The following is a 13368-nucleotide window of genomic DNA, read 5'->3' as shown; positions in this document are numbered from 1 at the left end:
CTCCGAGCGTCAAGGCGATTCCGATCGATGCCAGAAATAAGATCGACGGCGCTACGCGAGCGAGTGGGGGTGGCGCTTGCTTTCGCGCATAGTGACCGCCTTGCCGGGGCATGGTCAGGATGACCTGCCCCTCTCACAGGATGACCTGCCCCTCTCACAGGATGACCTGCCCCTCTCAGGAGGCATAGTCCGGCTTCGGAACCAAGGCGGACAACGTAGCTTGCCATATTTATTACAGTATGCTGATAAAATCACAGTTTAATTATTGATTTAATTGTAGTAGAGGTACATGCTTTTTGCTCAAGAGAACCAGCGGATCGAATAAATTGAATTTTTCAACCCTACAGGTTCAGATCAGCCATGGAACGATCACGCGCGAGGAACTTTTTAATGCAGGTTCGGGACGCCTCCCCAGCGACGGAGCCGCGCGCGGCGTCCGGCTTGTCGATCGTCATCGTCACCTACAACAGTGCGGCCGTCTTACCTGGACTGCTGAATTCGTTGCCGGCCGGACTGGAGGGAATCGGGCAATTCCAAACCATCGTGGTGGATAACGATTCGACGGATAGCAGTGTCGATCTGGCGCTCGCTCACCCAATCCGAGCAAAGGTCCTGAGAATGGGCCGGAACGCTGGCTATGCCGCGGCCATCAATGCGGGAGCGGCCGTTGCCGCGCCCGACGCCGATCTGTTGATCCTCAATCCCGACGTCCGTCTGCTTCCCGGCGCAGCTCGCGTTTTGGTGGATCGGCTGAGGGATCCGTCCATCGGTGTCGCTGTACCGAGGATTCTTGCCGAGGACGGAAGCACGCGCTGGTCGCTTCGACGGGAGCCATCCGTCATGAGAGCATGGGCCGATGCCGTTCTGGGCGGAAGGCTGGCTGGCCGTATTGGCAAGGGTGAGATGATTGGTGATCCGGCGATGTACGATCGGGACGGCCCGATCGAATGGGCAACGGGCGCAATCGTCGCTGTCGCCGCACGGACACGCCGTGTCGTCGGCGATTGGGACGAGTCGTTCTTTCTCTACATGGAGGAAGTCGACTACCTGCGAAGGGTACGCGAATGCGGGTTCTCGGTCGCCTATGCTCCACAGGCACAAGCTGTCCACATCGAAGGAGAGTACGGCGAGAATCCCCGTCTGTCTGCTTTGCTGGCTGTCAACCGGATCCGTTACCACCGGCGTCATCATGGACCGCTGTCAACGGCCCTGCTCAGGTTGGGCATTATCGTGGGCGAAGGACTGCGCGCCTTCCGTGGACCGCCGGGCCACCGAGCCGCACTGCGCGCAGCGCTTACCTCGGCATCCGCAACCGAGACAAGGCATCCCTCGTGATTGGCCTGCCACGCCTATCTGCTATTAGGCCACTGACTGTCGTCCTGACCGCCCTGCCGGTGGCCACTCTCTTACTGTCCCCGGACGCATGCTTCGGATCCGTCCACCTTCGCCAGGTGGACGGCGGTACAGACTACTACAGCCAGTTCTCAAATTCGCTTCCTTCCGTTCCAGCCTATTTCCCTATTGGCGTCTGGTTTCAACGCGCCGTTTCTCAAAACGACATCGATCAGGACAAAGACGCAAGCATCAATCTGTACGTGGTTCTGAGTACCGATAGCAATCTGGCCCTTGTTGAGAGAAACGGCATGCACGCCATTCTCCAACAGTCGGACTGGGGCAAGAACCCAATCGCCATCAACAGTCCTGCTGTCGTTGGCTGGGAGCTCTCCGACGAAATCGATATGCGAGAGGGCGCAGAGCGCGGCTACAGCGCACTATCCAGCATCGCTGCGCAAACTCCGAATGACGGACGCATGCGTTACAACAACTATGGCAAAGGGGTCATGTTCTGGGAGACCGACCCGGAAGCTGCACGGTTTGTGAATTTCCAGCACGTCGCTTCTAGCGACGTCTATTGGTTCACCGATCCACATCTCGCGACTTCTCAATCTGTCCCATGGTTGAACAACGCTGCGTCGCTGACCGCGACGCAGGTCAGGCGAGCTGCAAACTACGGCTATACGGTCGACCGCATGCGCGCGCTCAATGAGATGGGCGGCCTGCGTCGACCGATCTGGAATTTCATCGAGGTGGGCTGGCCGTACACTGAGACGGCGAAGCAGGGCGGCCGAGCAATTGCGCCCGCCCAAGTCAGAGCTGCAGTGTGGCACAGCATCATAGCCGGCGCGCGGGGTATCATCTACTTCAACCATAGCTTCAGCGGCCCCCACCCATCGCAACATGCCCTGCGCGATCCGCCCTATGCCGCCGTTCGCACCATCGTCCGGAGCACGAACCAGCTGATTACGCAGCTTGCGCCGGTGCTTAACGCACCATTCGCTGACGGCTTCGCCACCGCAGATGCATCCATCCGCACCATGACGAAATTCCATCAGGACACGTACTTCATCTTTGCGGGCAGCAAGCAAAACAGCGCCAGCACGCCCACGATATCGTTGACGAGTTTCGGCAGCGGCACCGCTACGGTGATCGGCGAGAACAGAACAATTCCCATCGCACATGGCCGGTTCTCGGACAGTTTCGAAGACGGCAACGCAATCCACATTTACAGAATAGATGGCGACAGAATGGAAGAGAGGCCGTGATGAAAATGGCCGTGATCACGCCCAGCTTCGCGCCCGATTTCGAGCTGTGCGCTGACCTCAATCGATCGGTACTGGCCTATTCAGCTGACTCCGTTCACCATCACATCATCGTGCCTCCCTCGGATCTCAAGCTGTTCGAGCAACTTGCCGGTCCGCGCACGCAAATCCGCTGCGAAAACGACTTCCTGCCGCGCTCATTCGTGACCGTCGGACGGTACAGGATCAACCTTCGCCGTCCGATTCCGCCGGTGCGTGGCTGGATCCTGCAACAGGTAATCAAGCTGGCGGCAGTCGCCGCGAGCGAGGCGGACGTCGTCATCCTCGTTGACTCCGATATCGAGTTCATTCGGCCGTTCACGGCGAAAACGTTCGTCCGCAATGGCGTGGTGCGTTTCTACAGAAAGCCGAACGAAATTGACGAACGGCTGCCTCGCCACGTGATCTGGCACCGGGTCGCTCGCTCGCTCCTGGGACTGCGACCGGCGGAACCGCCCTACGCCGACTATGTCAGCTCGCTTCTGCCTTGGGATCCCGCGCTTGTGCGGAGAATGCTCGATCGCGTGACGGCTACGACCGGGCAGCCCTGGACAACCGCGATCGCCCGACAACTCCATTTCTCCGAATGGACTCTCTACGGCGTCTTTGTCGACGAAGCGATCGGCGCGCCTGCCAACTCGTTCGCCGCGGACGATCCGCTATGCCTCGCATATTGGGGCGCGGTCCCGCTGAACCGGGACGGCGCGAGCGATTTTCTCCGGGACGCCCGGCCCACCGATGTCGCAGCGATGATCTCAGCGAAATCCCACACCCCTCTGGCAGTACGGCGCGCCGCTTTCGCAGGCTACAGGGTCGCGGAGCCCAGCCGGCTGAGGTCTTCGTGATGCTTGCCGGTCCCAACTATGAATACCTTGATGACGTGCGGGACCCGCTTCACGCGAGGCGGAGATTCACTCCTTTCGTCTGCCGGATTCTCGCCCGGCTCGAAGATCGCTGACAGGCTTTCGCATGCAGGCAATTAATGTCAGTTCCGGTTTCAAAACCAGCGGCGTCGTCCTGCCGCATCAGCAGATATTTCACGTCCACCAGACCGAAAGAAAGAGAATACACCTGCCTGTGGCGTTGTTCTTGATCTCACTCGTCGTGCCGTGGGTGATTTATTTCGGACCTCTGCGAATGTCGGTCTACCGTTTCTTTTTGCTCGCGATGTTCCTGCCGTGCATGGCCATGTGGCTGGGTGGAAAAGCAGGCCGGGTCCGGACCAGCGACCTTGCACTCCTGTTGTATTCGTTTTGGGCCGCGCTGAGCCTCGCCATCATCCACGGATTCGAAGCGACGAGCCAGTCATCAGGAATCATTTTCATAGAGACCTTAGGTCCCTATTTGGTGGCGCGATGCTACATTCGCGACGCTGACGATTTCTACAATGCATTTTCGCTTCTATTCAGGATCGTAGTGCTCCTGCTTCCGTTCGGCGTTGTTGAGCTCCTTTCCGGTGTGAACATCTCGCGGGAATTGTTTGCAGCAATCCTGCCAACGTTCACCGATGCCATGCCGCCGCGGATGGGGTTAACGCGGGTGCAGTCCGTATTTGATCATCCTATTCTGTTTGGGGTGATTACGGGCAGCATTCTGGCTCCCGTTCACCTGGTTCTAGGTTGCAACCGAGACCTCTTTCAGCGCCTCCTCATGACCGGGGTCGTTGCGGGAACGTCGATGTTGTCTGTCTCTTCCGGACCGCTCACCGCTTTGATCGCCCAAGCATTCCTATTGTGCTGGAACGGCTTGTTTGGCGCGATCCGATCACGATGGAAAATCCTGATCGCAATCTTGGCCGTCTCCAGCCTGGTGATCGAGCTCACCGCAAATCGATCGCTGCTGGACATCGTCGTTGGCTATTTTCTGTTTGACCCTGGTTCGTATTGGTATCGCAAATTGATATGGACCTACGGGACGGAGTCGGCCCTGAACCATCCGTTGTTCGGAACTGGCTTGAATCCGTGGGAGCGTCCGCAGTGGATGACCCCCAGCATCGACAACTTCTGGCTCTTCCATGCGGTCCGCTATGGATTGCCAGCGGGCATTCTGATGCCATTAGCCTTCTTTTCGGTCTACCTGGCCGTCTGTTTCAAGAAGGGGCTGGACGCCAGGGAGGACGAGTGTCGAACTGCCTTCCTGATTACCATGACTGGGTTTTTCCTGGTCGCGTGGACCGTGCATTTCTGGGACGCAGCCTACGTGATGCTTACCTTCTTCATGGGCAGCGGCGTCTGGATGCTGGATGTGACGCCCAACAAGACATATGGTTGGGAGGAGCATGGTGCTTGAACCGGTTGCGACATCATTCGCGACAGTAAACGGTGCACGCGATGTCGTGTTCACCTTTTACCAGGAGAGTTGGGCCAACGCGGCGGGCCGCGAGATGTATATGGCCGGTCCCCGCCTGTTGGCCAGCCTGATGTTCGAGCCTTCGGTGCGACGGCTTCTCGTCGCCAATCCGTATCGATCAGCACCGATCCAGTGGGCGAGGAGATTGATGGGCCAAAGCGCGCCCCCGTTCCCGGCCGAGCTCGGCCGCGCGCTGGTCGAACCGAGGCGCATCCGGCGTCGTGATCCGGCTTCGATCCCGGCGCTCGAACGTGTTTACCGGGCTTACGATCGCGCCTTGGAGGCCGCCGCCGCAAAGCTCGGTGCCGAGCGGCCAACGGTCGTTACGACCAATCCCTTTGTGGCCGGGTTCTCATCGTTGCGATGGGCCGGCGACGTTACGTTCTACGCGTGGGACGACTGGCCGTCAGGGCTTCCGGTCAGGCGATGGTGGACGGCGTATGAGGAAGCATTTGCGCGCATCCGCAGTTCGGGGCGCACCGTGGTCGGCGTGTCGCAGGCCATTCTCGATCGCATTCAGCCGAGCGGACCGAGCGCCATCGTTCCCAACGGAGTAGCGCCCGAAGAATGGCGGCAACCGGGCGCGCCTCCGGCGTGGTTCGCTGAGCTTCCAGCACCGAGGATCCTGTACGTCGGGGCCATGACCGCCGAGCGCCTCGATGTCGAGGCGCTTGGGGAGATCGCCACGCGCTTCTGTCATGGTTCGCTGGTGCTCGTCGGTCCCGTTCACGATCCGGAGATCCTCGATCCGCTGCGCCGACTTCCGAACGTCTGGATCCAGCGGCCTGTGGGCCGCAAGGAAATTGCGAGTGTCATTCATGCGGCAGACGTCTGCGTCATGCCGCACCGGTTCAGTCGCCTCACGGCGGCGATGAGCCCGGTCAAGCTCTACGAATATCTGGCGGGAGGTCGTCCGGTCGTGGCTTCGGATCTCCCCCCGGTGCGGGCCGTGGACGAGCGCATTGTGCTTGTCCCGGAGGGGCACAGCTTCGCCGACGCGGTGGACGAGGCACTGAACCAACAGCCCCTTTGCGAGGCCGAACGGCTCGCATTCATCGAGGCCAACTCATGGGCTCGACGCCATCGGCAGATTCTCAACGTCGCCTTCGGCCTATCTGCGCAGGAATAGGGCGGATGGTCGAACAACTCACCGACAGCAAAGGATTCAGTGGGCCGCCTCGACAGGTCGTGACTATGGGCAATGAAGGCCCAACTCGGCGTCTCGCGATTTCTCGCCGTCGTGCCGTTCATCTTGATCTGACCGGGTGGCCACTGCCATGACGTTCGCAAGTCTCGATGGGGCCGCCCCAAAGATCGGGAGCATAGCACCCCCTCCAGCTGCCCAGTGCAGCCCGCCCATCGTATTCGCCTGCGATGGGGCCTATGCGATGCAACTCGCCACGACGCTACGGTCGGTGACGGAAGCAAACCAGGGCTGGTGGCCCCTGAACATCCATGTGCTGGTGGACGATTTTCCGAATGACGCACGGACGAGAGTTCTGGCTTCGATCCCTGAGGGGTCTGCGTCTCTCCGTTGGATCACCGTGGACCTTGAGCCATTCTGGAAATTCTCGCCGGGAGAGTTCATCTCATGGATGATCTTCGCACGGCTCCTGATACCGGTGCTATTTCCCGAAACAGTTAATCGGGTTCTGTACCTCGACGCCGACCTGCTCGTGCTCGACGATCTGGGGCCGCTCTGGGATGCGGACCTGGAGGGAGCCGCCGCGGGGGCCGTGCTGGATGCACTAGATCCGCTGCTCAAGATCGGGGGGCCCGGTCTCGAACAGCTGCCCACTGTCCGCAACTACTTCAATTCCGGCGTTCTTCTCATCGATCTTGCGCGGTGGCGCCAAGAGCAGATCTCCGAGCGGGCTATCGAGTACCTAACCGGACATCCCCATTCGCTGTTTCCGGATCAGGATGCACTGAATGTCGCCTGCGACGGCCTCTGGAAGGCGCTCGATACCAGGTGGAACTTCCAGAATCACTACGAGACCCGCATTGCGGATATGAGTTCGGCAGATCAGCCGGCGATCGTCCATTTCGTCACCCGCGGGAAGCCATGGAAGGCGAGCAGCTTGAGTGTCAATGCGTCGCTCTACGATGCGTTTCGAAGCCGGACCTGTTTCGCCCGGACGCGGCCCGCCCGGCTCTACGACGCGGTTCAGACCGCGTGGGGCCGGATAAAGCGGCACGTCCGGAAGCTCGCCAGCGCTAGCTTGACCGGCCTAATTCGGGCGTTTTGGGTCCGGACCAGAGCCAAACCTGAGGATGAGCCCGGTGAGTGACGGCGTCTATCAAACTCAAGCGAACGTGCATGAAGATGCGGGTCCGAGCCCAGCACTTCGCACCAAGGTCGCCAGCGGCGTCCGCTGGGGACTCGTCGTATCTATTCTCACGCAAGTGGGACGCGTCGCGTTCATGTTGGCCCTAATGCGTCTGCTCGGACCGCGCAACTTCGGGATCGTCGGGCAGGCGGCAGTCTTCATCGCGATCGCCCAGATTTTCGTTCACTTCGGGCTGGCGGCCAGCATCGTCCAGCGTCCCACGCTCGATCACCAGGAAGTAGGTACCGCATTCTGGCTCAATGTAGCAATGGGACTGATTCTCGCCGCTGCGATGGTGCTCGCCGCGCCACTGCTTGCCAGTTTCTTCGAGACCCACGAGCTAGCAGCGGTGTTCCGCGTGCTCGCGTTGTCCCTGGTGCTCAAGGCGATGGCCATTGTGCCGACCGCCCTCCTGACCCGGAATATGCGCTTCGCTGGCATCGCTACCGCTGAAATAACCAGCACGTTCACGAGCGGCCTCATCGGCGTGGGAGCTGCCGCCATCGGTGCCGGCTATTGGGCATTGGTGATTCAGGCGGTGTCCCTCGAGGCCCTCTACCTGCTGATGATCGTGCACCTGAATGGCTTGCCCGAGCTGACGTGGTCGACCCGCACGGCGCGCCGGCTGTGGTCGTTCAGCTCGAGAATCGTGGGAGCCGACCTCGTCAACTACGCGTCTGGCAATTTCGACAAGATCCTCATCGCCAAGTTCCTCGGAGCGACCGCCCTTGGCCTCTACTCGCTCGCTTTCCGCGTTCTTCAGCTAACTCTCGGCGTAATGGGCCAGGTTGGTCGAGTCATCCTGCCTACGTTCTCGCGCCTCCAGAATGATCGGGAGCGGCTGACCCGCACCTTCCTCACGGTGACGGAAAGCGTCTCACTCGCTGTATTTCCAACCATGACGCTTACGATTCTCATTGCTCCGGCCGGAGTGCCCGCGGTCCTGGGCCACGCCTGGGCAGAGGCGATCGTTCCGGTTCAGCTTGTGGCCGCCCTCACGATCCCCTGCGTGCTGGTTTCTTATATGGGCCCACTCACGGTCGCCTTGGGCCGCGCCGATTGCGAGTTTTACTGGTCGGTGGTCACCTTGATCGCGATGCTCGTGGCCATTCCGATCGGACTGCTGTGGGGAATCATAGGTGTGGCCGGGTCATTCCTGATCATGCTATGCGCGTTGACCGCAATTCGCCTCGCCGTCGTCCAGCGGCTCATCCCCATCACAGCCCGCGGCTATCTCCGGGCTTTGGCGCCGGCCTCCGCCTGCTCGGTCGTGCTTGCTATTGTCTGGGAGCTCACGGACGCCCTGCTCAAGTCTATGGCGGGCGAACTGACGATCGCTGCGGCTGCGTCGGCCGCCGGCGCTGCAGCCTATCTAATCACCTTGAGGGTCGCCTGGCCCGACGACTATCGCCGGCAACTCGAATTTGCTCGGCTTATTCTACGAGGAGATCGAAGGTGAACTCAATCATGCTGCCGTTGAGCACATCCATCAACGTACCACCTAAGGAGGCTCCGGTGACCAAGCCCCGTCCAACAGTTTCCGTCGGCCTCGCCGTCGTCCAGCGGCTCATCCCCATCACGGCCCGCGCCTATCTCCGGGCATTGGCGCTGGCCTCGGCCTGCTCGGTCGTGCTTATCACTGTCTGGGAGCTCGCGGACGCCGTGCTCAAGTCTATGGCCAGCGAACTGATGATCGCGGCGGCAGCATCGGCCGTCGGCGCTGCAGCCTATCTAGTCACCTTGAAGGTCACCTGGCCCGACGACTTTCGCCAGCAACTCGAATTCACTCGGCTGATTCTACGAGGAGATCGAAGGTGAACTCGATTGTGCTGCCGTCGAGCACGTCCATACGTATCGCCTAGGGGGCTTCGGTGACCAAGGATTGTCCAACAATTTCCGTCGGCCTCGCCGTGCGAAACGGCCGGCATATCGTGGGGCGGTGCATCGAATCGATCCTGTCTCAGGACTTTGCCGATTTCGAGCTCGTCATCTGCGACAACGTCTCCGACGATGGAACAATCGATACGTTGGAGGAATATGCGCGTGCCGACCCGCGAGTGAGAATAAGCGTCAATGCGGTCAACATCGGTTCTCATGAAAACATGCGGCGCGTGCTCGACCTCTCCAGGGGCACATTCTTTCGCTGGATCAGTGCCGACGATTGGCTGGAGCCAAAATATCTTTCCGCTTGCGTGCGCGCACTTGAAAACCGCCCTGACGCGATCGGCGTGACCACGTGGTTTACCATCCATACTCCCGAGGGATCGACCCGGTACGAGCAATATGAAGGGGAGTTTCCGGATTCGGCGGACCCGGCCAGGCGATTCGAGCGCATGTTGTGGTTCTTCCATGCCGGCGATGCAAAATATGATCCGATTTACGGCACCTATCGGCGAGACAGCCTGATCCGCACACCGTTCCCCCGTCCGTCGGAGCGGACCGACTGGCTCATCAGCGCAGAGCTGGCGCTTCGTGGCCCGATCATCCATTTGGACGAACGACTTGCGAACCGAACACGCGAATACATCCCTGGGGTTGACCGGGTGGCATTCCGGCGCCGTCTCGATCCCGCCCACGGAGAGCGACTAAAGACATCCGCGCGGCGCTTGCATCGCGAGTTGTATGCTCTCGCGATTTCGGCGGATCTCTCCGACCAGCAATTGAGCCGATGCCGATCGGCGCTCCGGCGCTTCTGGATCAAAGAGGAGATCAGTTCTGCTCGCTCACGTGCCTCGGACGCGCGACATCGAATGTTCCGGCGCTGAACGTGCAAGCTCAGTCGTCTCCGGGCTGAGCTTGGTGTCCGTCCTCACATGGGTGGCGGCCTCTTCGACGCGGCGCAGCCACGCTTCGCGCCAGAACGGATAGATCTGACGCGGACAGAACCAGTTGCCCGGCGTGCGCTCTCCCGAACAGATCGCTCCCTCGAGGATGAGGCTATCCTTAGGGATCTTCAGCATTCGGCCGGTCTTGTCATCAACAATTCGCCGCACCCTATCTCTGATACGGAACTTGCGGCCGCAATAGGGAAGCATCTCACGGTCAAAGGAAAGCCCTAAGTTCAGGCCGCGCTCGTCGAGGGTGGCTGCAATCTCGGCCGGGAAGCGCACTTGCACGAGATCGCCAGGCTGCAGATCGAGTGGTTTTGCCGGCTTGGCCCGGTTCCCTTGGCCCCGCAAGGGTAGCGCTCTGAGAAGCCCGATACGACGCGCGATTTCCATGACAAATCCGCGCGTCAGCAGACCGAAGAATCGGAGCATGCCGAAATTACCGTTCCTCAGTTCTCGGTAATACTGTGAAAGATCGGAGGTCTTCAGCGGTGAGGAGGCTTTGAACGCTTCCGTCGCCTGGCAGCGCCAGACTTCGCACTGCTTGCCTTCGAGCTCGCGCATAGTGCGCGTTCCGGCCTGTGCGAGCCGATCGAGCTTCGCGGCTGCACCGGCGCTCTCCGCGCTCGCACCCGATCGACCTTCAATAAAATGATCGTCGACGCGGCGAAGCCACGCTTCCTTCCAATAGAGCATGCAGCCGGCCTGGCAGCCGTCGTGACCTGCCCCATCACAGCGGAGATCTTCAAGAAAGACGGTCGCGTTCAAGCGACGGCTTCCAGTGGCCGAGATCGTGTCGCAGATCTTGTCGACCCGGCGGCTCACCGTGTATCGCCGGCCCGCGTAACGGGCCATCTCCGGCATGAACGGCATCCGCTCGATAGCCGAAGAGCTATCCAATGTCGCGAGGATCTCGGCCGCCGACCGCACTTCAACGACATCGCCGGGACGCAGCGGCCGATTGTTCAAGGACGTCATTGTGGCACCACCAATAGTGAGCAGACCCAATTGTTGTCGATAATGTTGCCGTGGTTACCCCACGCCAATGGCAATATCCGAAAATAAGTCAGAATCATAAGCCCTCCAAAAACACATGGATCAATTTCATTATATAAACTATTTAAATCTAGCGTCACGCTATTTTTTCATTTAAATATAAATAGGATCGCAATTCATAACGTCGCCGAGGCATAGCTATGAACAATACCGTATTTTACGACTCAAAGGTCTCCGATGAAACCCGCCGACAGCAACTCTACGATGGACAACTGTTCGTCTACGGAGCGCGGCCGAGCGTCCTTGCGCTCGCCAATTTCGCGAAGTCGATGATCGAAGACGCCTTTGGCGGGCTCGACCCCAGAACGGCACAGAACAACATGGAGGTCGAACGCTACGCGAGCATTCTCGGCAAGTTGAAGCCGGCATTCATTCATCACCCCGAATCGAAGCGGCACCTGAAGGCTATTTTGGAGGACTTCGGTTGCGATTCCGACAAGACCTATTTCGATGTCCCCAGAATGCGCAGCTCAACCAGTGATAACTATCTCACCACCGGCATTGCGTTCGCCTGGCATCCTCACCGCGACACGTGGTATTCGGCGCCCCCAAGCCAAATCAACTGGTGGCTGCCGATCTATGAGATCGAGTCGGACAATGCCATGGCGTTCCACCCGTCCTACTGGAGCCGACCTGTGAAGAACAGCTCCTCGGAGTACAACTATTATGTATGGAACAAGCTGTATCGTGGCGACAACGTTGCAAAACTGATCAAGGAAGACCCGCGCCCGTTGCCGCGCGCGAGCGAACCAATGGACCTGGATCCGCAGGTTCGGCTGATTTGCCCCGTGGGTGGCGTTCTGTTGTTCTCTGGGGCGCAAATGCACTCGAGCGTGCCGAACACATCGGGCGTAACCCGCTTTAGCATCGATTTCCGAACGGTTGATCTGGACGATGCCGCCGCAAAGCGAGGTGCGCCGAACATCGATGCCGCCTGCACCGGAACCGTCATGAGAGACTACCTTCGTTGCGCGGACCTGTCACGAATGCCGGAAGAAATCATTGCGCTCTATGATGACGGTACGGAGACCTGTGGGGAGCTGATCTACGTGCCGAAAGCGGTCGGCGCCGAAAACCGGGCTCAATGATTGACCGAGTCGGCATCTGCCACCCACCCGGCCGCCCGGCGTATCGGCCCGGCCGGCTCTGCCGCCCGAGAATTGCAAGGGTTTGATTGACGGGTGCTTATGCGCGCCCGGCCGCATTCTCGGGCAAGGCAGCGAAGCGAGATCTATACCAATCGACCGTGCGCAGCAGGCCAGTCTGCAGACTCGTCGACGGCTTCCAGTCGATCAGCTTCGCGGATGCGGCAACATTGGCCTTCACGACCCGCTCAAGCGGTCGGTCAGGAACGGCTCCGAAAAGCGGTTCCGGTGCACCCGGAATCAATCTTCTCAGCTGTTGTACGACCTCCTGGACCGAACATGCCTCCCCTGATCCGACGTCCACCGATTGGCCGTCTGCGCCGCGAGCGTGGGCGCATGCGATAAGGCTGTCGACCACGTCATCGACATAAACCCAGTCAACCAGCCTGACGCCACTGCTCAGCTTCGGTCGCTCCCCGCGCAGGAGAGCGGACACGACATAGGGGACGAGCTTCGTAAGATCGGTCTGCCCCGGACCATAAGCCATGGCGATCTTGGCTATCACCGCTTCCGTTTGATAAAGCGCGCGAAACATCCGCGCATAATCCGATGCGGCGCCTTTTGCAGCGGCATAGGGGGAACACGGCACGGCCTCGGATTCGTTGGATTCCTCAAGTGAGCCCGCATGTACCATCCGGCCAGTGCCGCATTCAGCCGTCGCCAGCATGAGATTGAACGCGGTCATGAAGTTGTTTTGTAGGATCGGCAGCACCATTTCGAGGCTGCGCGAGCCCTTCACCAGACTTGCGAGATGATACGTCGCGTCGGGCCGCACTGTCCGGATTAGCTCTCGTGTGGCCTGCAAGTCGACCAGATCGACGCTCCACCAGCGGATCGCTGCGGCAGCGCGCGAGGTTTGGCTCAGATCTCCCCCGATCGATTGCCACCAGGCCACGACATCAACCGGCGGCCGACGGGATACAGCATGCAACCGGACCCCGGATCCTACCAGCTTCTTGCAGAGCTGCGATCCGATAAAACCTCGTGCACCCGTCACCAATACCTGTTCCATAGCCGCATC

12 protein-coding genes are annotated in these 13368 nt (G+C 59.9%); 10 read left to right on the top strand and 2 right to left on the bottom strand.

What is annotated here, in order from left to right; all coding sequences use genetic code 11:
• Positions 1–390: 390 nt before the first annotated feature.
• From XH80_RS26000 to XH80_RS25960, 9 genes are all read left to right on the top strand, one after another.
• Entirely contained in the window at positions 391–1335 is a 945-nt protein-coding gene (locus XH80_RS26000; protein ID WP_271601012.1) for a glycosyltransferase, read from the top strand.
• A complete protein-coding gene (locus XH80_RS25995) occupies positions 1332–2603 on the top strand; it encodes a hypothetical protein (protein ID WP_271601011.1) in 1272 nt (423 codons plus the stop codon). The genes XH80_RS26000 and XH80_RS25995 overlap by 4 nt, the downstream gene beginning before the upstream one ends.
• Positions 2603–3484, top strand: coding sequence for a DUF6492 family protein (locus XH80_RS25990; protein WP_271601010.1), 882 nt, complete (start codon positions 2603–2605; stop codon positions 3482–3484). The genes XH80_RS25995 and XH80_RS25990 overlap by 1 nt, the downstream gene beginning before the upstream one ends.
• A 124-nt stretch (positions 3485–3608) precedes the next feature.
• Positions 3609–4928 carry an O-antigen ligase family protein gene (locus tag XH80_RS25985; RefSeq protein WP_271601009.1) on the top strand — a complete coding sequence of 440 codons (1320 nt, stop codon included), beginning with the start codon at positions 3609–3611 and terminating at the stop codon, positions 4926–4928.
• A 100-nt stretch (positions 4929–5028) separates the two neighbouring features.
• On the top strand, positions 5029–6117 hold the full coding sequence (locus XH80_RS25980) for a glycosyltransferase (protein ID WP_271601008.1): 1089 nt from the start codon (positions 5029–5031) through the stop codon (positions 6115–6117).
• A 148-nt stretch (positions 6118–6265) separates the two neighbouring features.
• Complete coding sequence (locus XH80_RS25975; RefSeq protein ID WP_271601007.1) at positions 6266–7279, top strand: glycosyltransferase family 8 protein; 1014 nt, start codon at positions 6266–6268, stop codon at positions 7277–7279.
• Positions 7272–8777 (top strand): lipopolysaccharide biosynthesis protein, encoded by a 1506-nt coding sequence (locus XH80_RS25970; protein WP_271601006.1) that lies wholly within the window; start codon positions 7272–7274, stop codon positions 8775–8777. Before XH80_RS25975 ends, XH80_RS25970 begins: the two co-directional genes overlap by 8 nt.
• Positions 8774–9136, top strand: a complete 363-nt coding sequence (locus XH80_RS25965; RefSeq protein ID WP_271601005.1) for a hypothetical protein — start codon at positions 8774–8776, stop codon at positions 9134–9136. Before XH80_RS25970 ends, XH80_RS25965 begins: the two co-directional genes overlap by 4 nt.
• Positions 9137–9189: 53 nt before the next feature.
• Entirely contained in the window at positions 9190–10083 is an 894-nt protein-coding gene (locus XH80_RS25960) for a glycosyltransferase family 2 protein (protein WP_271601004.1), read from the top strand.
• On the opposite strand, the gene XH80_RS25955 is transcribed toward XH80_RS25960, so the two are convergent.
• Positions 10042–11124, bottom strand: a complete 1083-nt coding sequence (locus XH80_RS25955) for a hypothetical protein (protein WP_271601003.1) — start codon at positions 11122–11124, stop codon at positions 10042–10044. The two genes, XH80_RS25960 and XH80_RS25955, sit on opposite strands and share 42 nt — an antisense overlap.
• Before the next feature lie 218 nt (positions 11125–11342).
• Between XH80_RS25955 and XH80_RS25950 the strand changes: the two genes are divergently transcribed.
• Positions 11343–12290 (top strand): hypothetical protein, encoded by a 948-nt coding sequence (locus tag XH80_RS25950; protein ID WP_271601002.1) that lies wholly within the window; start codon positions 11343–11345, stop codon positions 12288–12290.
• 97 nt (positions 12291–12387) lie between these two features.
• Here XH80_RS25950 and XH80_RS25945 read toward each other — a convergent pair whose 3' ends face one another.
• A complete protein-coding gene (locus XH80_RS25945; RefSeq protein ID WP_271601001.1) occupies positions 12388–13359 on the bottom strand; it encodes an NAD-dependent epimerase/dehydratase family protein in 972 nt (323 codons plus the stop codon).
• Between the last annotated feature and the right edge of the window lie 9 nt (positions 13360–13368).

Source organism: Bradyrhizobium sp. CCBAU 45384 (genome assembly GCF_028128665.1).
In the GTDB taxonomy this organism is placed as follows: domain Bacteria; phylum Pseudomonadota; class Alphaproteobacteria; order Rhizobiales; family Xanthobacteraceae; genus Bradyrhizobium; species Bradyrhizobium manausense.
The sequence above is the reverse complement of the archived record's forward strand: the minus strand, read 5'-3'. Positions and strand labels throughout refer to the sequence as shown.

Excerpts from the sequence above, each read along its gene's own strand:
- XH80_RS25990 (WP_271601010.1), top strand. The coding sequence starts at position 2,603 with ATGAAAATGGCCGTGATCACGCCCAGCTTCGCGCCCGATTTCGAGCTG.
- XH80_RS25985 (WP_271601009.1), top strand. The coding sequence starts at position 3,609 with ATGCAGGCAATTAATGTCAGTTCCGGTTTCAAAACCAGCGGCGTCGTC.
- XH80_RS25975 (WP_271601007.1), top strand. The coding sequence starts at position 6,266 with ATGACGTTCGCAAGTCTCGATGGGGCCGCCCCAAAGATCGGGAGCATA.
- XH80_RS25950 (WP_271601002.1), top strand. The coding sequence starts at position 11,343 with ATGAACAATACCGTATTTTACGACTCAAAGGTCTCCGATGAAACCCGC.
- XH80_RS25945 (WP_271601001.1), bottom strand. The coding sequence starts at position 13,359 with ATGGAACAGGTATTGGTGACGGGTGCACGAGGTTTTATCGGATCGCAG.
- XH80_RS25980 (WP_271601008.1), top strand. The coding sequence starts at position 5,029 with ATGGCCGGTCCCCGCCTGTTGGCCAGCCTGATGTTCGAGCCTTCGGTG.
- XH80_RS25955 (WP_271601003.1), bottom strand. The coding sequence starts at position 11,124 with ATGACGTCCTTGAACAATCGGCCGCTGCGTCCCGGCGATGTCGTTGAA.
- XH80_RS26000 (WP_271601012.1), top strand. The coding sequence starts at position 391 with ATGCAGGTTCGGGACGCCTCCCCAGCGACGGAGCCGCGCGCGGCGTCC.